At 69.8% G+C, this 21638-nt stretch carries 15 protein-coding genes; 7 read left to right on the top strand and 8 right to left on the bottom strand.

The window, feature by feature from the left end; translation table 11 throughout:
- The gene (locus tag AB0M82_RS10480) at positions 1-492 is read right to left on the bottom strand and encodes a hypothetical protein (protein ID WP_364719616.1); all 492 of its coding nucleotides are present in this window, start codon (positions 490-492) and stop codon (positions 1-3) included.
- A gap of 398 nt (positions 493-890) precedes the next feature.
- On the opposite strand from AB0M82_RS10480, the gene AB0M82_RS10485 reads away from it, so the two are divergent.
- The 5 genes from AB0M82_RS10485 to AB0M82_RS10505 all read left to right on the top strand — a co-directional run bounded on the left by AB0M82_RS10485 (position 891) and on the right by AB0M82_RS10505 (position 7636).
- Positions 891-1274 carry a hypothetical protein gene (locus AB0M82_RS10485; protein WP_364719618.1) on the top strand — a complete coding sequence of 128 codons (384 nt, stop codon included), beginning with the start codon at positions 891-893 and terminating at the stop codon, positions 1272-1274.
- Positions 1275-1381: 107 nt separating this feature from the next.
- A complete protein-coding gene (locus AB0M82_RS10490) occupies positions 1382-5095 on the top strand; it encodes a caspase family protein (protein WP_364719620.1) in 3714 nt (1237 codons plus the stop codon).
- Positions 4993-5754: a hypothetical protein gene (locus AB0M82_RS10495; RefSeq protein ID WP_364719622.1), complete on the top strand. Its 762-nt coding sequence runs from the start codon at positions 4993-4995 to the stop codon at positions 5752-5754. The genes AB0M82_RS10490 and AB0M82_RS10495 overlap by 103 nt, the downstream gene beginning before the upstream one ends.
- A gap of 209 nt (positions 5755-5963) precedes the next feature.
- A complete protein-coding gene (locus AB0M82_RS10500) occupies positions 5964-6161 on the top strand; it encodes a hypothetical protein (RefSeq protein ID WP_364719624.1) in 198 nt (65 codons plus the stop codon).
- Positions 6162-6529: 368 nt separating this feature from the next.
- On the top strand, positions 6530-7636 hold the full coding sequence (locus tag AB0M82_RS10505) for an RICIN domain-containing protein (RefSeq protein WP_364719626.1): 1107 nt from the start codon (positions 6530-6532) through the stop codon (positions 7634-7636).
- A gap of 98 nt (positions 7637-7734) precedes the next feature.
- Here AB0M82_RS10505 and AB0M82_RS10510 read toward each other — a convergent pair whose 3' ends face one another.
- From AB0M82_RS10510 to AB0M82_RS10525, 4 genes are all read right to left on the bottom strand, one after another.
- A complete protein-coding gene (locus tag AB0M82_RS10510) occupies positions 7735-8196 on the bottom strand; it encodes an Rrf2 family transcriptional regulator (protein WP_364719629.1) in 462 nt (153 codons plus the stop codon).
- A 324-nt stretch (positions 8197-8520) separates the two neighbouring features.
- Positions 8521-9141 carry a choice-of-anchor P family protein gene (locus AB0M82_RS10515; RefSeq protein WP_364719632.1) on the bottom strand — a complete coding sequence of 207 codons (621 nt, stop codon included), beginning with the start codon at positions 9139-9141 and terminating at the stop codon, positions 8521-8523.
- The gene (locus tag AB0M82_RS10520; protein WP_364719635.1) at positions 9093-12782 is read right to left on the bottom strand and encodes a hypothetical protein; all 3690 of its coding nucleotides are present in this window, start codon (positions 12780-12782) and stop codon (positions 9093-9095) included. Before AB0M82_RS10520 ends, AB0M82_RS10515 begins: the two co-directional genes overlap by 49 nt.
- Before the next feature lie 293 nt (positions 12783-13075).
- Positions 13076-13288, bottom strand: coding sequence for a hypothetical protein (locus AB0M82_RS10525; protein WP_364719638.1), 213 nt, complete (start codon positions 13286-13288; stop codon positions 13076-13078).
- 203 nt (positions 13289-13491) lie between these two features.
- Between AB0M82_RS10525 and AB0M82_RS10530 the strand changes: the two genes are divergently transcribed.
- Positions 13492-15606: a sigma factor gene (locus AB0M82_RS10530; protein ID WP_364719641.1), complete on the top strand. Its 2115-nt coding sequence runs from the start codon at positions 13492-13494 to the stop codon at positions 15604-15606.
- A 147-nt stretch (positions 15607-15753) separates the two neighbouring features.
- On the opposite strand, the gene AB0M82_RS10535 is transcribed toward AB0M82_RS10530, so the two are convergent.
- Positions 15754-16701, bottom strand: coding sequence for a cold shock domain-containing protein (locus AB0M82_RS10535; RefSeq protein ID WP_364719644.1), 948 nt, complete (start codon positions 16699-16701; stop codon positions 15754-15756).
- Positions 16702-17016: 315 nt separating this feature from the next.
- Here AB0M82_RS10535 and AB0M82_RS10540 point away from each other — a divergent pair, with 315 nt between their 5' ends.
- A complete protein-coding gene (locus tag AB0M82_RS10540; protein ID WP_364719646.1) occupies positions 17017-18729 on the top strand; it encodes a GNAT family N-acetyltransferase in 1713 nt (570 codons plus the stop codon).
- On the opposite strand, the gene AB0M82_RS10545 is transcribed toward AB0M82_RS10540, so the two are convergent.
- A complete protein-coding gene (locus AB0M82_RS10545; protein ID WP_364719648.1) occupies positions 18665-19408 on the bottom strand; it encodes a hypothetical protein in 744 nt (247 codons plus the stop codon). The genes AB0M82_RS10540 and AB0M82_RS10545 overlap by 65 nt on opposite strands.
- Before the next feature lie 1249 nt (positions 19409-20657).
- A complete protein-coding gene (locus tag AB0M82_RS10550) occupies positions 20658-21629 on the bottom strand; it encodes an NAD(P)-dependent alcohol dehydrogenase (RefSeq protein WP_364719651.1) in 972 nt (323 codons plus the stop codon).
- Positions 21630-21638 lie beyond the last annotated feature (9 nt).

The raw sequence follows: 21638 nt of genomic DNA on the forward strand, positions 1-21638 counted from the left end.
TCAACCAGTATTCCGGCGGCGCACCACCCGGTCATCCGCCACGCGGGCTGTCCTTTCGGGCGGGTACCGGCGCCGCCGCCCCGCCGTGGTCCCCTGCTCCAGCCTCCGGCCACAGCACCCGCAGTGTCTTGCCACCGCGTCCGGGATACCGGGGTCAGCGACGATGGCCAGGATCGCGTCCAACAGGGCCTGCCGGTCCTCGCCGGCCTTCCCGCGCTCGGCCAGCGCGTCGCGCATCTTGTGCGCGGCCTTGCTCTCCCGCGCCGAGACGGCCTGGTCGAACAACTGCACGACCTCGTCCAGCACGTCGGTCGCCGACTGCGCCAGCAACGTGAGCAGGATCGGGTGCCGGCGTTGCGGTTCGCGGCGTTGCAGCGCCTGCGACGTCAGGCGCCGGCCGACCGCGGCCAGGAACCGGCGCCGTTTCGCCGGCAGCACCGACAGATCCAGCGTGTGCGCGTCCACCCCGCGCAGGAACGTCAGCTTCGCCACCTCGGCCTTCACCGCCGCCGGCGACGCCTCGACCGGCCCGGGCGAGGTCGCTGGCGTGGCGCCAGGTGAAGTCGGCGAACGGCGCGGTGACCATCGCCCGATGCGTCCGGGCGACTCCCGCCGGGTCGAATTGGACAGCGCCTGGGGGCGAGGCCTCCGAGCGTACTGGCCTTCAGCTCATCGGGCGTACTCGATTCGAAAGAGCTGCTTCGCCGTGGCCAAGCGGCGCGCGGCGACATACAGTGTCGCCGGACCAACAGTACGAGTGCCTCGAACGCGGCGTGCTGCCCCGCACGGGTTGTTTCTTGCGATGTGACGTTACGCCACTGCGAAGGGTTGCGACTATCAGTCACGCGCTTCGTGCGGTTGGGATGGATGTCGGCGCCCGGGGGGACTTTGTGTACCTGACGATCACAGTGCAGGGGGAGCATGCGTCCGACCAGCTCCAGTCGCTGGATCAGGAACTCGCCGAGTCCGATGAGCTGCGCGGTCGGGTGCGACCAGTCCCCGGGCAGGCGAGGAGTTCGGAGCTGGGCGTCGTCGATTCGGCGTTGATGGTCGCGCTGGGGCAGGGTGGTGCCGTCACCGTGCTGGCGACAGCGGTGATCACGTGGCTGCGCCGCCGGGTCGGCAAGGTCTCGGTCAAGGTCGCCGGGCCGAACAAGACGATCGAGCTCACCGCCGACAACGTGCGCGGGCTGACGGCCGAGCAGATCCGTGGCCTCGTCACTGATCTCAACGAAGCGCTGTCCGTCGACTCCGACGCCGGTACGGCAACGTGACGCCTTCGCCGGCGTTGAGTACGCCGGGTGCACGGATCCTGCTGATCGGTACCAGCACGCACGCCGAGGCGTCCGCTCTCTCGTCGGTTCCCGCGGTGCGGCGGTCCGTGGACGCGCTCGCGGAGGTGCTGCTGGATCGATGCGGGGTGGACCCGGGGGCCCTGCGCGTGGTGCAGGATCCGGCGCACCCGCAGGAGCTGGGCAGCGCGATCACGGCGGCCGCGAACGCGGCGGAGAGCGTGCTGTTCGTCTACTACGCCGGGCACGGGCTGGTGGGTGCGGGCAACGGCGAGCTGTACCTGGCCACCCAAGCGACCGACGACCTCGTCGAAGGTCTGGCGTACACGGCGCTGCCGTATTCGGCCGTGCGCGAGGCACTGACCCGGTGCCGCGCCAGGTCGATCGTCGTCGTGCTCGACTGTTGCTTCTCGGGCCGCGCCGAAGGCGCATACGGCACCGCCGCGTCGGACGCGTTCGCCGCGACCGCGGTCCGCGGGACCCACGTCCTGACATCCGCCGCGCGCGACGAGGCCGCACTCGCGCTGCCCGAGGAGACCTACACCGCATTCACCGGGCGTCTGCTGACGCTGCTCACCACCGGCGACCCGACGCGCGGCGAATGGTTGAGCCTCCTCGACGCCTACGACTGGCTTGACCGGACGTTGTCGAAAGACGGGCTGCCCCGCCCTCGCCAGCACGTCAGCGACACCTCCGGGCGGCTACTGCTGGCACCCAACGCTGCCGCCGACGCACGGCGCCCCACCGAGTCGCCGACCGAGCCGCCCGCTGCCGTGGACTGCCCGTATCGCGGCATGGACCGCTACGGGCCACAGGATTCGCGCTACTTCTTCGGCCGTGACCAGGCAGTCACCGAACTGGTCCAGCGGCTCGGCGACGGGGCCCCAAGAGGCCCAGCCGTGGTGATCGGACCGTCCGGGTCGGGGAAGTCGTCACTCCTGCACGCCGGGCTGCTTCCCGCTCTCGAGTCCGGTGCCCTCCCCGGGTCGTCGCGATGGACTTCCCGGGTGTTCACCCCGGGAGAACATCCGCTCACCACGCTCGCAGAACAACGGCCACCCGTCGACGGGGGCCAAGTAGTGCTCGTGGTCGATCAGTTCGAAGAGGTGTTCACCGCTTGCCGCGACGAAGATGAGCAGGCCGAGTTCATCAAGGCCCTCCATTCCGAGGCTGAGGAGGGCACGCACATCCTTCTCGCGGTACGTGCGGATTTCTACGCCCAATGCATGGCGCATCCGCACCTCGTATCTGCCTTACGCGACAATGCTTTCCTGGTTTCGCCCATGACTGATGCCGAACTCCGGACAGTCATCGAGAAGCCCGCACGTGCGGCCGGACTCCAACTCGAAGCCGGGCTTACCGATCTGCTGCTTCGTGACCTGCGCGCGGGCCACGCGGAGTTCGACGCAGCGGGGGTGCTTCCCCTTCTGTCCTACGCGCTGCTGGCCACGTGGCAGCGACGAGCAGGCGTCACACTGACGCTCGCCGGCTACGAGGCCAGCGGCGGCATCTGGGAGTCGGTCAGCCAGCGGGCCGAAGCGACCTACGGCGCGCTCGATCCCGAAGCGCAGAAGGTCGCCCGGCGGGCACTGCTGCGGATGGTCCGGGTGAGCACCGGTGCCGAACCCACCCGTCGCGCCGTGCCACGCGCGGAGCTGCTTACCGCCGATTCCGCGCCCGGAGTGGACGCGGTGCGGCAGGTCCTCGACGTGTTCGCGCAGGACCGATTGATCACCGTGGACATGGAGACCGCCACCCTCACCCACGAGTCCCTGTTGCGGGCCTGGCCCCGCTTCCGGCAATGGATCGAGCGCGACAGCTCCGACCTCGTCATCCACCAGCAGATCAGCGACGCGGCCGAGCAGTGGGACCGGCTCGATCGGGATGCCGGCGGGCTGTACCGCGGGCGTGCCCTGACCGAAGCGGACCTGTGGCGGGAATCCCGGGGCAACGAACACGAGCTGACCCCGCTCGAACGCGCGTTCCTCGACGCCAGCTCGGCCGACCACCGGGCACAGGAAGCGGAAGCCGAACTACAGCGGCTCCGGGAGCGTCGGCAGAACCGCCGGCTGCGGCTGCTCACGACCGGCTTGGCGGTACTGGCCTCGGTCGCCGTGGTGGCGTCGATCTTCGCAGGGCTGCAGACCCGGACCGCATTCCAACAGCGCTCCACCGCGGAGGAACAGCAACACCTCGCCACCGCCCGGCTGCTCCTCTCACAGGCCGAGGCCGCCCGTGCCGGCGACCCGCGGCTCGCGCTGCAGCTCGGCATCGCCGCCGAGAAGATCCATCCCGACTCCCAGACCCGCGCGAGCCTGGTCGGCACCCTCGCTGGAACCTCCTACGCGGGCACGCTGACCGGCTTCAGTGACGGCGTCAAACTGGTCGCCGTCTCCCAGGCCGGGCTGATCGCAACCGCCAGCACCACTCGCGTGCCGGACGAACCCACCGCGTCCAACTCCGGCGGCGCCGCGCAAGCATCGGCCGGGAGCGGACCGACGACCTCCGCGGCGCCCAAGACCAAACTTCAAGGGGCGGTCACGCTGTGGGCGCTGCCGACGACCGGCCTGCCGACCCGGGCCGGCTCCGGCATCCTCATCGACTCAAGTAGGGTCGCGTTCCTGACCTTCTCACCCGACGGCCGGTTCCTCGTCACTCCCGGCGACGACGACCAGCTCCTGACCGTGTGGGACGTGTCGGACCCCGCGAAGCCCGCACGGCACGGATCGCTGGACACGGGCGAACACATGGACGTCTACACCGCGGCGTACTCGCCCGATGGTCGAACGCTGGTCGCCGCGGGAGGGCAGACGATCACTGTGTGGGACATGTCCGATCCCGCACACCCCAGGCAAGTGAGCAAAACCGACGCCACCCCCGGTGACAACATCGACTCGACGGCCATTTCGCCCGATAGCAGGACACTCGCCGTCGGCAGCGACCACGCGGTGGTGCTGTGGGACATCAGGGACCCGGGCCATCCGCGGCAAGTGGGCGCGCCACTGGCGGCTCGTTCGCCCGTCGCGTTCTCGCCGAAGCGATCGCTGCTCGCGACCCACGACAAGGACCCGAAGTCGAAGAACCAGAACGCATTCGTGCTCTGGGACCTGAGCTCGACCGCCGCGCCTGCGCGGGTCGGCACACCCATGAGTGGCAACAATGGCGCGGTTGCCTTCTCTCCGGCTGGAGACCTGGTCGCGACGGGAGCCTTCGACGGCACCACGACATTGTGGGGCATCGCTAATCCGGCCGTGCCGACTCGGACTGGAAACTCTTTGGTCGGCCACAGCAACTACGTCCTTTCAGTGGCCTTCGCACCGGGCGGCCAGGCCCTGGTCACCGGCAGCGAGGACAAGACCGCCATCCTGTGGAGGCTCACAGCGGCGGGGCGGATCCGTCAGGTCGGCGCCACGGCCGGAAACGCCGACTCGATCGCGTTCCGGCCAGCCGGGGAAACACTCGTCAGCGGCGGCACCGACGGCAAGGTCACCGTCGTTGACCTCACCGACCCGGCCCGAGCCGTCGCGCGGACTCACGCGATCTCCGGGGACTTCGCCCAGCTCTCACCCGACGGCCGCATGCTCGCCTCAGGGGCTGGCGGCAAAACCACGTTGTGGGACGTCACGGACGCCGCACGGCCCATCCGCGGCACAACACTGCCGGACAGTGGCAACCCAGCATTTTTTCCCCGAACAACGCGATGCTCATCACCGGCGACAAGGACAAGTCGATCCTCTGGGACGTATCCGACCCGCGCAACCCGGTCAAGCGCGCCGAGGACTTGCCCGCAATCATCGTGCTAGTCGCCGAGTTCAGCAAGGACAGCAAGACACTGGCCGTCAGTAACATCTACGACTTCGACGGCGCAGTCACGCTGTGGAACGTCGCAGACCCCACACGGCCGGCCAAGAAACCCAGCTCCGTCGTCGCCGGCGATGGCACCAACGTCACAGCCGCGGCCTTCAGCCCGGACGGCCAGACCCTCGCGACCGGCCGCGCAGACGGCCGGATCATCCTCTGGGACCTCTCACACGGCGAGCCCGTCCGGGTCGGACAGCCGCTGACCGGACCCGGTGAGCCCAACGGCAACTCCAGCTCGCTCAGCAGCACCGTCAGTGTGCTCGGCATGGCCTTCTCGCCGAACGGCAGGCTCCTCGCGACGACAAACCTGACGAAGACGGTGATCCTCTGGGACGTGACCGATCGCGCGGCCGCGCACGACCTCGGAGCCCCGGTGCCGGTACCCACCCAGTCGCCGCGCGAGGTCGCGTTCTCCCCCGACAACACCAGGCTCGCAACCGTCAGTTTCGACAGCAAGGCGATCCTGTGGGACATTAGCGAGGTCGTTCTGCTCCAGGACCGCGCGGCCGAAAGGGCCTGTGACATCACGGGAACCGGCCTCGACGAGGCGGCATGGGCCCGGTACGTGCCCGGAATGCCCTACATGCCGACGTGTCCATAAAAGATTAGGGCGGGGTGAGCGGCCCTGAGTATGAGGAAGCCCAGTCCAGATTGCCGATGACTGATGTTTTAGTGGTGCTGAATCGGACCTTATCGCGACGGAATCTTGGGCCAGCCGCGGATGGGCTGGCACAGTGGCGAGGTGGCGGTGGCTCGATTACGTGTCAGCGGGCGAGTAGGACGTTGCGATGGGTCCAGGACAGCGAAGAGATGGTCGCAGAGGTCAGGGTCGATGACGGCGGCGGTGAGGATGTCTCCACAGAGGGTCAGGGCGTCGAGAGTGACTCCGAGGCACCAGATCTGGATGTCACCGGCCGCGAGCGCGCGGTCGAGGGTGGCGAAGGGTTCGAGGTCGTTGTAGGCGATGGGGAGGCCACTACCGTCGTATTCGTCGTGGCCGAGGAGTGATTGAGGGTCCGGGGCATTACTGCACTGGTTCCGGCAACTGCGCATCCGGCGGGAGATCCGTGACGACATCTACGAAGCCTTCCTGCGCTTGGCGTGCAGCATCATCTGCTTCCGTCGCCTGGTCAACCACGGACTTTGTTCGTGCCCGTTTCCGAGCTACGTCCGTGAGTGAGTCTGCGGACGGTGATGCGGATCATGGACCAGCGGACTTCACCGACACCAAAGACCAGATATCAGAAGACGACCCCGGGTCACAACTTGTCGTTCACTGCTCGATTGAGTGAATCTTATCGCCCTGATCGGGGATTGCTCATCAGTCAGGCGAACGGCCACGATCGAAAGGTTCGCGCATCCGACCGGATGCACTGATGGGAAGGCTCGTGATGTCGAGCACAAAACGCACGTCGAGAAAAATCATTTTCGGCGCGGTAGTGGCCCTGATGGCGGCCATGTTAACGGTCGAACAGGCGCAAGCGGATGAACGGGCGCAAGCGGTAGTGGCGGGCTGCGTCTCGCCAGGATCGCTCGCTTGCCTGCAGATAACCAGTGCCGTGTCCCCAGGCAAGAAACTGGACATCGAGAATCCGGGTGATCCGCACTCGTATCTCCAGCTCAAAGCCGACGGCGGCGACCGCTCGTTCTGGAAAATTTTACAGAACCCCGACTTCTCCTTCCAGATGTACAATCTCGCCAGCCATAATTGTGTGGATGTCTGGCGTACCAACAGCTATCTCGACCAGTGGGAATGCGTGGGCCAGACCAGCCAGCGCTGGCACCTGGTGCCCTACAGCTCCGAACTCACCAGCTTCATGATCAAACAGGAAGACACCGGAAAGTGCTTCACCCTCGACAGTGCGGACTACATCTACGTCGGCGACTGCGAGGTGGCCAACCCCCGACAGTCCTTCCAGCTCGGCGTTTCCGCCGCGATTCCCGGTTCCAAGAACCTGGCCACCAGGTACGCCATGGCACAGTGCGATAAGAACCCTCGAACGTGTAACTGGAAGGAAGGCACGACCAAATACCCTGCCTATCTCGGCGCGTCGAAATGCGTCAGCCAGCTCGTTAAGAACGACAGCCCCAACTACAACGCGTATGCACGCACCTGGACCCAGACGGTGGGATGGGAGAACACCGTCGGCGGCAGCGTGACGGTCGGTGTGGAAGTCGGTATCGACCTGGGCATCAAGGCGCTGGTCAAAACCGAGATCCAAGCGAACTACGCGCACACCTGGATCGGCGCGGAGGAGACTTCGGATACGGTCACCGTCAACCTGAAGCCGCAGGAATACGGCTGGGTGACCAGGGCGGCGCTGCTCAAGAAGGTCGTCGGCACTTGGACTTTGGACATCGGCGGCCATGTCTGGACCCAGAAGGCGACCATCGTCATCCCCGCCGCCGACGGCACGGACACGAAGCTCAGTACCATCGTCCTCAAGACGGGCTTCACCCCGCCGACCGACTGCGCGGGCTGACTCACCGAGTCAGTTCGACTTCCGTGTTGACTCGTCGATCTTCGCGCCGCGGATGTGCCGCAGCGGCTGGTGCCAAAGGTCGCTCACGAAAGGTCCCTTCAGGCGGCGACGCGGGCCGGGGCCGCGCCGGTGAGGAGGTCGGCGGTCGCGCGGAGGAGTGCGTCGAGGCCGGACCGGAACGGGGCCATCCCGGCGGCCGTGCCGTGGCAGGACGGCGCGGGCCGAGGTGCGCCGCGGACGGAGAGGAACTCGCCGTCGACCGTGTTCCGCCCAGTCGTGTCCCGCCCAGTCGTGTCCCGCCCAGTCGTGTCCCGCCCAGTCGTGTCCCGCCCAGTCGTGTCCCGCCCAGTCGTGTCCCGCCCAGTGATCTCCGCGGCGGCCCGGCCCAGCCGGTAGCCGCCCTGGCCGCGGACCAGCCCCGCCTGGCGCAGGTCCCGCATGAACCGGGCCGGGATGTCCTGGGTGGACGCGACGGCTTCGCAGGTGATCGGCCGCGTGGGGTCCGCGGCGAGCTTCAGCAGGACCTGGATCGCGTAGTCTGCCCTGGCCGAGGTGCGCATACCCGCCATCATCCCCGGACCAGGACCGGTTCGCGCCGGGAATCAGCTTGTCTAGTTCGGATGCCGGCAGGTCGGCCAACTGCTCGACCGGCCGGCTCGCGATGACCCCTCGGATCAGAATGCCCGCGTCCGCCAATTCCGCAGCCGCTGGTCCAGCAGCCGTTCGGCGATGCCGGGGATCGCGGCCAGGAAGTCGCTGTACCGCCCGGCCCCGCATCAGCGGCGAGGATGATCGCGCCGTTCCACCGGTCGCCTCACCCGCAAGTCGCCCGCAGATGGGGTAAGAGAGGTCGGGGGGCAGGCCCCCGACCTCGGGTACTGGCGCTAGCCGAGCCGACAGCTGGCGAGGATGATCTCTTGGCCGAGTAGGGTGCTGATCCGGATGGCGTTCTGCGCCGGCTTTCCGTCGGACGTGGTGGTCTCGTTGTAGAAGACCGTTGCCACGCCGGGGATGCCGAGCGAGCCGGAACTGAGCCCGATCGGGATTCCGTTGATCGTGCCGACGCTGGACGAGCGGGTGATGCCCGCCGCGCTCACGACGCAGGTGCTGTTGATGTCGGTGAGCCTGATCGCCCCGCCGAGCAGGCTGCCGCCCGCGGCCGACGCATGAACGGTCGTCGTGCCGTCGTCGGTGTTCAAGGTGCAGTCGGCGTGCAGCGCGTTGACCGTGCCGATACCCGCGGACAACGAGGCGGTCGTCTTCGACTCGTCGGGTGGGCAGGTGACCAGCGGGGTCTTGGGAATGCTGACCAACCCGTTGGCCTGCACGGCGAACGCCTCACCGGGCAGGTAGATCACCACCTTGACCACGGCCGTGGCTGCGCCGCCGTCGTCGCTGGCATGCTGCGGGGTAGTGGATTGTCCGCCGCTGAGCGTGCGCTCTTCGCCGCGGAGGATTAGGAACAGGGTGGGGTGTACGGGATGCTGGGCAGGTAGTTCGCCCACTGTGCCTCCGTGATCCGCGGATGGGTGACGGCGCAGATCCGGGCGGCGACCGCCTCTTCGTCGGTGTCCCAGAGCCGGACGGTCTTGTCGGTGCCCGCGGTGACGACCGTGCGCCCGTCGGGACTGAAACCGATCGAGTTGACGCGGTCGGTGTGGCCGGTGAGCGTCGCTTGGAGACCCGGTGCGCGGGGGTCGGCGATCGTCCAGAGGGTGGCTGTCGTGTCGTAGCTGGCCACCGCCATGCGGTGGCTGTCGGGGCTGAAGGCGACGGAACTGACGGTGTTGCTGTGGCTCTCCGCCGATGACAGCAGCTCGGCGTGCCGCGGATCGGCGAGCGACCACAGCCGGACGGCGTGCCCCGCTCCCGTCGCGAGGAGGCGGCCGTCCGGGCTGAACTCGGCGTCGTGCACCGTGTCGGGCTGATCGCGCAGGACGGCCAGAGCCGCCGGGGCTCGTGCGTCGGTGACGTCCCACAAGCGTGCGGCGCGATCGGCGCCTCCGGCGGCCAGCGCGTGCCCGTCCGGGCTGAAGGCGAGCGAGAAAACCCGGTCACCGTAAGGAATGACGACGAGCGGAGGCTGATCGGTCGTCAAATCCCACAGGCTGACCGAATCGGTGTCTCCCGCCGCAACTACGTGACCGTCCGGGCTGATCGCGACGGCGAAGGCGTTCTCGCCGGGAACGGTCAGCACGCGCAGCAGCGCGGGGTGGGCCGGGTCGTCCAGCCGCCAGAGGCGCACGGTCCGGTCCAGGCTCGCGGTGGCCAGGACCCGACTGTCAGGGGTGAACGCGGCGTCGACCACGCCGTCGGTGGGCCCATGCAGCGTCGCCGCCGCTGCCGGGTGCTGCCGGTCCGTGACGTTCCACAGGCGGGCGCTCTGATAGCTGGCGGCCGCCACCAGCCGGCCGTCCGGGCTGGGCACGGCCCCGATCACCGGGCCGTAGTGGCCGCCCAGGACGGGGCCGCCGATGTCCCAGAGTCGGGCAGTGGTGTCCCTTCCCGCGCTGGCAAGGGTGCGCCCGTCGGGGCCAAACGCCACCGAGTACACGGTCTCGGTGTGGCCGACGAGCGTGACCGGCTCGCCCGGGAACGCGGAATCTTCGACGTCCCAGAGCCGGACGGTGAAGTCGTAGCTCCCGGTGGCGACGGTTCGCCCGTCCGGGGAGAACGCCACGGACGCGATGCCGCTCGTGTGGCCGGTCAGCGCGGCGAGCGGGCGGGGCTGCGGCTTCGTCAAGTCCCACAGCCGCAGGGTGTTGTCGAACCCGCCGGTCGCCAGTTCCCGGCCGTCCGGGCTCACCGCGGCGGCCAGCACGCGGTCGGTATGCCCGGTGAGCACAGCCGACGGGCGCGGCGCGGAGGGGGTGGTGACGTCCCAGAGCCGGACGGTGGTGTCGGCGCTGGCGCTGACCAGGGTGCGGCCGTCCGGGGTGAACACCACGGCGCTGACGTCGCCGGTATGGCCGGTGAGCGAGGCCACCGCGGCGCCGGATCCCGGGTCCCACAGGCGCACGGTGTCATCGGTGCCCGCCGAGGCGATGAGCCGGCCGTCGGCGCGGAACGCGATCCGGCGTACCCCTCCCGGATGACTGCCGAGCACTGTCGTCAGGTGGGGACGTGCGGGATCGGCGACGTCCCAGAGCCGGATCGCGCCGTCGGCCCCGGCGGTGGCCAGCAGCGTGCCGTCCGGGGAGAACCCGGCATCGAGGACGCCGCCGCGCGCCGGGTCGCCGACGGTGCCGGCCACGTGCGGGTGGTGCGGGTCCGAGGTGTCCCACAGCCTCGTCGTGGCGTCGGTGCCGGTGGTGGCCAGCAGCCGGCCGCCAGGGTGGAAGGCGGCGGCGTACACGGCACCGGTGTGGCCGGGCAGGAGGGTCGAATACGGCGTGGCGAAGGTGCTCAGCAGGGCTCCGCGGGCCTGGGTGGTCGGCGTGAGCCGGTAGGCGGCCAGTCCGAGCTGCGCGGCCAGCGCGGGGTCGCTCGACCGCAGGGCGGTGCTGTCGCCGGCCACCTTGGCCGACAGCGCGGCGTCCCGCTGTTCGCGGGTGGTGCCCAGGCTCCGGACGGCGGCAGCGGTCGCGCCGACGGCGACGACCAGCAGCACGAGCAGCGCAGCGACGAGCCGCCGCAGCCGGCCGGCCCGGCGCCGTCGCGCCGACTCTTCTTGCTGTTCGCGGGCGGTGGAAGCGGCCAGGAATTCCCGGGCCTGCTCGCCGGGTGCGGTGGACTCACCCGTGGTGCGCGCCCACTCCGTGGCGATGGCCAGCCGCGTGCCCCGGTAGAGCGCCGCCGGGTCCCGGTCTTCGCGCTGCCAGGTCGCGGCGGCTTCTTCGAGCGGGCGACCGACTGCCAGGCCCGCGCGATCGGTGTCCAGCCAGCCGCGCAGCAGCGGCCACGCCGACAGCAGTGCCTCGTGACTGAGCTGGACCGTGTCCTGGTCCGCGGTGACCAGCCGGGCGTCGATGAACAGGTCGAGCACCTCGCGGACGCCGGCGGGCAAGGAGGCGGCGGGCACCCGGCGCCGGGTGTCGGCGGTATCGGGGGCGACGTGCACCAGGCTGAGAAACAACCGGCGTGCCAGTATCCGCTGCGGCTCGGTGAGCGACTCGTACACCGTGGTGGCGGTGGTGGCCACCGCGCCGTCGATCCCGCCGACCGCGCGGTAGCCGGCGATCGTGAGGCGCCGTCCGTCGCTGTGGCGCCAGGTGGCGTACAAGGCGTGGGACAGCAGGGGCAGCCCGCCGGCCTCGCGGTGACCTCCGGGCGGGGTCAGCTCGCTCAGCAGCAGGTCGACCAGCCCGTCTTCGACGGCCACCCGCGCCCGGCGGGCGGGTTCGAGGACGGCCCGGCGCAGTTCGTCGTCGATCATCGGGCCCAGAGCCAGCTGGCCGTCCCGCACCGCGGCGACCAGTTCCGGGTACCGCAGTACGTGACCGTAGAAGTCCGCGCGCAAGCCCAGCACGATCGTCCGCCCGGCCTCGGCCGCGGCGGCGAGCGCGGCCACGAACCGGTTCCGCTCGCCGTCGTCGCGGCAGGCGGTGAACATCTCCTCGAGCTGGTCGACGATCAGCACGTCACTCGAGCCGGAGAGCACTTCCCCCGGATGCGCGCCCGGTGTCCGCAGCTCGACCACCGCGCCGGCGGACCGGAGAGCCGGAACGAGCCCCGCGCCGAGCAACGAGGACTTGCCCGCGCCGGACGGCCCCACCACGATGTGCGGCCCGCGGCTCGCCCGGACGCGCTCCACGAGAAGCTCCACGACATCCTCGCGGCCGAAGAACCAGCCGGCGTCCTCGGGCCGGAAGCCGGCGAGCCCCCGGTAGGGCTGCGGGCCGGCGGGCCGGGGCCCGGGCGTCCGGCGCACCCGGCGCCAGGCCGCGAGCCAGGCCTCCACTTCGTCGTCCGCGCTCACCCCACATGCGGCCAGCACCCCCACGAGCAGGTCCCGCGAGGCAGGCGAGGGCAGGCCGCGCCCGGAGAACCAATCGCCGATGGTGGTGTGCGCGCCCCGCACCCCGGTCTCGGCGGCGACCTGGCGGATGGACAGGGAGCGGCTCTCGCGGAGGAGGGTCAGTGCCCGGGAGAAGTCCTGCCGGGTGTGGATCGCGCCGGGCGCGGCGGCACTCGTGGGTTCGGACACCGGACTCCCGGAATGCTCGCGTTGGCACCGACCGACCGATGCTAGGAGGGCCGTTCGGACCAGCCGTACCGCTGGACGGGTTCGTCGGCCACCCGTCCGGGTTCTGTCCGGACTACTCCGTTCGCCTTCCGCGCGGGCCGGACGGCCCCCGACCATCGGTGGTGCCTCCTCGACCTGACAACGGAAGGACAGCGACGTGCCGAGTCCCGCCGCACCCGGTCCCCGCGCCGCCAGTGACCCCATCGCGTGCCCTTCGGCACCCCGGCCCGACACCGGACCGCACCGACGAGGGCTCACCGTCGGCGCCTGCCCGGGCCGAAGCGGCGGCCGGAGCCGGTGGCCGGCCGGTTCTTCGCGCTCCGGCGGGCAGCCGCGGCCGTCAGCGCGAGTGCGCTCAACTCGGTGGCGGGTACGACGAGGAGCAGCAGTGCGTTCAGGGCCGGCCCCGGCGGAACGAGCAGGGTGAACACGAGAACGCCGATGATCCGCGCCACCGAAACGGCCACAGCATGCTGTCGATCCTGATTCATGACAATACGTGCGATCCGCGGTCGCCTATCTTCCACTGCTCACGGTTCGAATCGAAGGATCACCTGATTGGGCGAGTTTGCAGCCGAATGAGTTAACTTGCGGGGTGCGGAGGAAGAAACGGCCGCCCCGGCGCACTTACCCGGCAAGACCGGGCAACAGCTATCTGGAGGGAATTCCTGTGACGCTTGCCGACCGTCACCCCGCAGTGCCGATACCGCGAGATCAGGACGACCACGAAACATATGGACAGGAGGTCGTCGCGTTCACCTCCGCGCAGACGCGGGAGGAACGAAGCCGAGCGTTTGCGGCCATCGTGGAATCCCATTGGAATGCCGTGACCAGGTATTGCTCGGCCGAACTGAACAATGATCACCACGCCGCCGAAGACGCCGCCGCGGAAACCTTCGCGCTGGCCTGGGACAAGTTGCAAGGTATCGAGACACCGCGGGCCGTGCGGAGTTGGTTGTTCACGGTCGCCAAACGGCAGTGCCTGCGGATCCAGCGGCTCAAGTCCCGCGAAATCGGCAACCTGCCGGCAGCCGTGCCGGAGAAATCGGCTCCGCGTACGCACGACGGCGAATCGGGCCGAGAATGGCTGAACCTGCTCGTGGCCATGCTCCCGCCCGAGGAACAGCGGTTCCACGATCTGTGCTACCAGCTGGAACTCCGGGGCAGGGAACTCGCCGTCGCCCTCGGCGAGGACCCCGAGAAGCGGGCCAAAGTGGATAAAATGGTCCATCGGCACAACACCTGGATCCGCGGGGCCATCGAGGCCGAGATCGTCGTTCGTGAGGGGCAGTACCAGTCGCAGTGCCCCGAGCTCGCGCGCATCCTCGAGGAGGCCGGCCACGTGGTCCCCCCATCGGGGGTCATGCCGCTGGAGCTGGGCAAGAAAGTGGCCAACCACATCGGCCGCTGTCACAAGTGCGGCGACGACGTCGAACGTGGCAAACGGCGGTACAGCGCGCTCGTGCTGCTGCCCGCCCTGGGGCTGTGGGGTTTGCTCGGCAGGCGCGGCAACGACAACGCCGTCGAGCCGGCGTCGTTCTCGACCGCGGACCCCGGAGAGGCGCGGTTCGAGGACGACGTCCCACGCCCGGACGGCGCCAAGCGCGGAGTGCGGGGGCGAGCGCTCGGTTGGTCGGTGGCGGTCGGCGTGGTCATCATCCTCATCGTCGCCTTGACCATGCGCTCGGGCGACGGCGCGGATCTTTCCCTTTCTCCGCATCCGGATCCGGCGTCCCCGACCGAACCGGCCGCCGTCCCGGACGGCAGCGGCGGACTTGATCCATCCGGCCGCAACCGGCGCGAGGGCCAGGGCAACGGTGATCACGGGGGCGCGCCGGGCCCGTCCGCTCCCGGCGCTAATCCGGACCGGCTCCCGTCCGATCCCTCGGTGGCCCCGCCCCCACCCCCACCCGGAGTGCTGGCGGTGGCCCCCACGTCGCTCACCTTGCCGCTCTACGCGACCACGGCAACCGTCACGATCTCCGGCGGCAGCGCCCTCTCGTGGACGGCGGCATCCACGGACCCGGCCGTCTCGACGACACCCGCGAGCGGAGCCGTCGCGCCCGGCAAGCCCGCGCAGCTCAAGATCACCGTGAACCGCGGCGCCACGGCGAAACCGGGCGCCGGGTTCGTCGTCACCTCCGGCACCGGCCAGCGAATGCCGGTAGCCGTGCACTGGCCGACGCCGGGCAAGGTGGGCGTGACGGCCCCGCGGATCGATCTCGGCTACCAGGCCGCCACCGCGACCTTCAGCGTGACGGCGACCAACGGAAACCTGAATTGGTCGGCAAGTTCTCCCCACCCCGCAGTGGCCGTCAGCCCGGCCGGCGGCTCGCTCACCGCCGGAAAGGGCGCACTCGTGACCGTGCGGCTGGCCCGGCCGATCAGCACCGGCGGCGACGTCCCCCTCCGCGTGACAACGCCCGACGCCCAACAGGTCACCGTGATGGTGCACTGGCTGGCAACCCCGGGAACGTTGCGCACCAGCACCAACGCCGTGCACATCGGCGCATCCGACAGCACCGCGCGGTTCACGGTCGGAGTCTCCAGCGGCACGAACACCTGGACAGCCACGCTGTCGGCACCAAGCTGTACTGCACCCACCTGCCGCCTGACCATCTCGCGGACTTCGGGCTCGGGCACCGCGGAAATCACCGTGACATTGTGGCCGCACCCGTCCTCGGTCGACCCGGCAGCGCACGCCCACGGGCAGATCACCCTGACCACCCCGGACGGCCAGCGCCTCACCATCGACGTCACGTGGGATCCCTACGAGCCGGGATAGGCCACGTGTTCGGACAACGTCGCAGAGATGGCGTGGGCCGGCGGCGTCACCGGCTCACGCCGATGCGCCCGTTGCTGACGGCACCATCGACGGGGATGAACGAGCACTCTCGTCGGGAAGTGATCAGCCATCGGTGGGGCCGCCTCTTCAGAGGCGTTCGATGCGGTCGGCCTGCGGGCCCCGGTCGCTCTGACGCACCGTGTACCGGACCCGGTCACCCTTCTGCAGCGGCTCCGACCCGATGATCACGGACGCGTGGGCGAAGAGATCGTCGCCGCCTGCGTCCGGGGTGATGAAGCCGAAGCCGCGGTCGCCGTCGTAGCGCGCGACGACGCCCTCGCCGCCTCGTACGGGCACGTCCCGCGCCGCCGGCCCTGCGGCCGCGGCAGGTGCCGACCGCTGCGGCGCCGTCTGGGGCTCGGCGCCCCGGACCAGGTGCACGTCGCGGGCCTGCGGGCCCTTGTCTCCACTAGCCACCTCGTAGGCGACGCGGTCGCCCTCCGTGAGCCACGTCAGCCCCTCGGCCAGGGCCCGGGCGTGAACGAAGACGTCCCCGGCGCCGGAGTCGGGGTTGATGAAGCCGAAGCCCTTGTCCTCGTCGTACCAGGCCACCGTGCCGTCGGCACCGTCCGCGATACCAGCCGCAGCGGGTGAGCCGGCCCCTGCTCCCAGCGGGATCACGTGCCCGGCCTGCGGGCCGCGCTCGCCTTCGACGATCAGGAAGGCCACCCGCTGCCCCTCGGTGACCACGCCGCCGGTCACGATGGCGGAGCTGTGCACGAAGACGTCGGCGCCGCCGCCGTCCGGCGACGCGAAGCCGTACCCCTTGCCCGGCTCGTACCAGTTGATGGTGCCGAGCAGGCCCACGGCGCTGCCGGTGGCCGCATCGGCGGTGACGCGAACGCGCAGCGCCTGGGGCCCGCGGTCGTTCTCGCCGACCTCGAACACGACGGCCTCACCCTCGCGGAGCACTCTCGCGCCGCCGTCCCCGACGATCTCGGAGGCGTGCACGAACACGTCCGGCGAGCCGTCCTCGGGCGCGAGGAAGCCGAAACCCCGTTCGGCGTCGAACCAACGGACGGTCCCTTGCGGCATCAGCGGCTCCAGGTCGAGAGGGCGGGCAATGGCCCCCATTCTCTCTGACAGACCTCCGGTCCGTCGTGCCGGGCCCCACAGGCGGGCGGTGCGGAGCCACGGGCGGGCCGTTGGTTCACCTAGCGACACGCCGAGTTTTGAGACCAGGTCCAAATCGACAAGTCCCAGGAACTCACCGTCGCCTCGGTGTTCCAGGAACCAAGGCGATCATCGTGTCTGCCTACTTCGGCGGCATGACCTTCAGCCAGACCGTGACCGGGTCGAGGATCTACCGCGCCGAAATCTCGGCCATCCCCAAGGCCGTAGTATCCCGCTGTGCACGACACGACGCTCAGAGTGGCGCGGCCCGATGAGGCCGGGGCGCTGACCGAGCTGATCCGGCGTTCGAAAGCGCATTGGGGCTACCACCCGATCCAGCTCGACGCCTGGCGGGACGAACTTTGCATCCGACCCGGCGAGGTCACCGCGCGGCGCACGGTGGTCGCCGAACGCGACGGCCGGGCCGTCGGGGTGTCCACTGTGGAGGGTGAGCCGCCGGACGGCGTCCTCGGTCTGCTCTTCGTCGAGCCGTCCGCGATCGGCGGCGGTGTCGGGCGCGCACTGTTCCGGCACGTGCTGCGGGAGGCCGGGCGGCTGGGGTTCACGCGGCTGACGCTCGAAGCCGACCCGCACGCCGTGGGGTTCTACCGGGCCGTGGGGGCCCGACAGATCGGTACCGAACGCTCGGCGGGTGGCCGTGACCTGCCGGTCTTCGCCGCGTGGCCGATCGGGCCCGAACCAGCGTGGCGCAGCCGGGACCCGGCGGTCCCGGTCGGCAACGTCGCCGAGTTCAACGGCCAGTTCACCGGCGGCACCCGCGGCCCCGACCACTACTCGTGCCTGGTCGCGTTCTGCGTCCCGCGCCCCATGGCGCTCGTGCTGCCCGAGCCCGTCGGGGACTGGTGGGTCCGGGACACCGGCGCAGTGCTCGGCTGGGACGAAGTCGAGGTGCACAGCGGGATCGCGCGCGACGGCCGCGTGTCCCGGGCCCTGCCGGACCACCTCCGGGACGCACCTCTGCTGCCGTGGGGCCGCACGGCGGAGGTCGACCGAGGCTCCGCCGCGGCGCTCGCGGCGGTCCGCCGCTACGAGTCCAAGCGGCACGCGAACGCGCTGTTCCACACCCTGGCTCCCGATCACCCGGGCGTCACCGTTCCGCGGCAGCGGCCCGTTCGCTCGCGACGCGCCCTTGCCTTGGAACCGCTCGCCGTGCTGAAGACCGAGTACGGCGTCGGCGGGTCCGGCACCATGGTTGTGGGGCCCGGCAAGGACCTGCCCTGGCGCCTGCCGCGGAACGCGCTCGTGGAGGAGTATGTCCCGGGCGAGGGACCGCACCGGAACCCGACGTTCGACGCCGTCGTGGACGCCCGCGGCGAGGTGCAGCCGGTAGGGGTCGGGCTGATGAACGTCGAGGGCACCGGCTACCTCGGCGTCACCGTCGGGGACGGCGTCGTGCCCGATCGGCTCGCGGCCACCGCCACGGCGTTCGGGACCGCCGTCGGGCGGGAACTGGCCGCGGCCGGCTACCGGGGCTGGTATGACGTCGACTTCGTCACCGCCGGGTCCAGCCTGCTCGCGCCCGTCGAGATCAACCTGCGATTCACCGGTCCGGCGGCCGCGTTCCACCTTCGGGCCGCGCTCGATGCCTCACGGGGCGGGCGGCACCTCGTCCGCACGATCGACCGGTTGCCGCTCGGCGCGCGGCTGCCGGACCCCGCGCTGCACGAGCATGTTGCCCGTGTCCGACAGCGGTGTGCGGACCTCGGTGCGCTCCTGGTGATCACCATCCCCACGGCCGGGTTCGACCCCGTCCCCTGGCTGGGTGTGGCTCTCGCCGCTCGCACCCGGGCGGAGCTCGACGCGGCCGAAACCGCCGTCCGGGAAGCGAACGCGGACCTGGCCCTGATGTTCCACGACCTGGACGTCAGTCGGCGGGACGCGCCACGAAGAGGACGAGCACGGCCGCGGCGATCATCAAGGGGATGTTGAAGACGTAGACGAGGAGCTGTTGCCGGGCCCAGTCCGTCTTGGCGGCGAGCCGGTAGAGGTTGTCCTGCGGCCACCACGCGGCCAGCAGCCAGGCCAGCGCCACCTGGGCGAGCACGGTGAGCCACCGGGGACGGCCCAGTTCGGCCAGCCACCCGTGGCCGAAGAGCAGCACCGAAACCCCGGCCCCGAACGCCAGGCATTCGGCCACGTAGAGCGCGGTGAACCAGCCGGTGAACCGGTCCGGAACGTCCGAGAGGTCGGTGGAGCCCGGCCAGAATGAATTCGTGAGCGCGAAGGCTATGCCTCCCAGCACCGCCGTCACGACCAGGAAGAACACCATTTGCGCCACGCTGTCGAGCTCGGCCGGCGATCCCTTGCCTCCAGAGGGCGGCCGTACCGTGTCCGTCACCCGCAGCGGCAGTCCGTCGCGGTCGATCTCGCCGGTTGCCGTGCGGGGCAGGGACGGCACGAACACCACCGTCCGGGGAAGCCGGCCGGCGGGCAACGGGCTGGAGGCCAGGAACGCCCGGATCTCCGCCGGCCGGAGCTGTTCTCCCGTCACGACGTATGCGGTGAGCGCGGTTTTCCGCGGCGCGGCGGGAACCCTGATGACCGCGCACTCCCGCACCTCGGGATGTTCACGGATTTGGTCCTCGACATCGGCGTACCGGTGGGCCACGTCAAATCCTCTGCACGAAGGGAAAGCGAAACCCCGTGATCCTAGTGGGCTCCGCACCGCCGGACACAGGGCTAATCGGGCGCTTGTAACAGGGACCCGGATCTGGGGTAGGTCCCGTCGTGCCGGACACCAGTTTCGCATCTGCGGCGATCGTTTGAGATGGTCACAGGCGCCGCGGGCGGTGATCCAATCGTCGAGGGCGGTACGCAGCTGCAGGCGCAGCGCACCTCCTGGTACCTCCTCGTCCTTGCCGTACCGGACGATCGGCCCCCCTGCGCGCGGAGATCCGCACCTCCCCGACATTGAGCGCGACGACCTCACCGCCCCCGCAGGTCCCGTAGTACGGGGATACGACCACTCCGCAACCTGGACCATCCGCCCGAAACCTCGACGAGCGCGAATGACCTGAAGCCGCCACCGTGCGGTCGTTACGGATCCGGCCTGTGGTGGCGCCGAGGTCGTCGGCGACGGTGTCGAATGCCCTGAGCACGGTTCTGGCGAGCGCGGTCGTCGGCTGCTCGCAATACCAGAGCAGGCTTCCCTGGTGGAGCAGCGTGGCAGCTGGTCGTGGCACGTGAGGTATCGGCGCGGTGTTCGTTCGGTGTCCGGATTTGGCTCGCGCCGTGATGCTGCGGCGTATGCCGCGGGACTGGAGGTGGACCGGCGTCGGCGGGTGTGGATCGATCCGGCGAGGCGCTCGTTCTCAAGGAGCGCTCAGCTACTCGGTACAGCGTGCAGGTCCGTTGACGCACTAAGGGGGATGCTCGGCACGGCCGCGCGGACCATCCCCTGGCGCGAGCGGTATGGCGCCACTGCCGTCAGTGGCGCGAATCTCGCAGGTACATCTCCCGCGGGCGAGCCCGTGCTCGGCGTGGTACCAACCTGGAGTCACGGATCCGACGCCCGCAGGGCGCTTCGTGGTTGCTCGGCGCCTTCGGGCCGTCAGCACGATCCGTCGGACTACGCCACCGCGCTCCTGGCCGGCGAGCGGTTGGCGACGAAGAGGATCAACGGTTGAGCACCAAGGCTCGCGGAGTCGGGCGCGACCTTCCTTCGTAAACTGTCCACCCCTGCCGTACATTCCGTCAGCCCAGCCGCCTCCCCGGCAATGACGCTGTCAAAATCGCGACCGTCACTCGTGCGTCCCGTCTACCTGTGAGGTGCCACCGTCTGGGCGATCATCGGCACCCGTGGCTGCCTGACACGCCGACATAGCCGACGACGTGTTCACTGTCCGCGACGCCGCCAGTCAGTCCACTTGCGCGACGGTGATCACGACATTGCCGATTTTCTGTCCGGTCTCCACATATCGGTAGGCATCGACGATCTGGTCGAGTGCGTACCGCCGGTCGATGACCGGCGTGAAGTCCCCAGACTCGATCAACTCTTGCAGGTGGCGAACGATGGCCTGGTTGTCCCGCGGGAACGCGAACTTCACCTTCCTACCGCGCAGCAGCGGGGTGACCAATGCCAGCATGAGGTTCTGAGCCCAGGGCCCCAGCTCCGAGGACAGGTATACGCCACCGGGTTTGAGCAGTCGCCTGCAGCGGCCGAACGTGCTCTTGCCCACCGCGTCGAATACCGCGTCGTAGGTCTGCTCGTCCTCGGTGAAGTCCCCTGCCGTGTAGTCGACGACCCGGTCCGCGCCCAGGGATTTCACCAGCGCCAGGCTCTCCGTGGCGCACACCGCGGTCACGGTGACGTCGAGACTCTTCAGCAACTGGACGGCCGCCGAGCCGATCCCGCCGGTTGCGCCGTAGACAAGGACGTCCTGTCCGGCCCGGGTCCCCGCGTGCCTGATGCACGCGAGCGCGTAGTGCGCCCCCTCGGTACCGGGAGCGGCCTGCTCGAAGGTCACGCCCGCCGGGACGGTCGCGATCGACCCGTCCTGCGGCACCGACAGGTACTCGGCATGCGCGCCGAACGCGCCCTCGTTGTACCCGAACACCCGATCGCCGACCGAGAAGGACGTGACATCACGTCCGACCGCCTCGACCTCGCCAGCGAACTCGGTGCCCATGATCGTGCGCCGGGGCCGGGCAATGCCGGTGAGCAGTCGCATGAAGAAGGGCTTGGCCGCCCGGTAGGCACAGTCCGTCCGGTTCACCGTCGTCGCGCGCACCCGGACGAGCACATCCTGTTCCCCGACCGCCGGCATGTCCACCTCGCGGATCCGAACGACCTCCGGCGGCCCGTACCTGGTGTGCACCGCAGCCTTCATGTGAGACCC

The sequence above is a fragment of the Amycolatopsis sp. NPDC051128 genome (genome assembly GCF_040682715.1).
In the GTDB taxonomy this organism is placed as follows: Bacteria; Actinomycetota; Actinomycetes; order Mycobacteriales; family Pseudonocardiaceae; genus Amycolatopsis.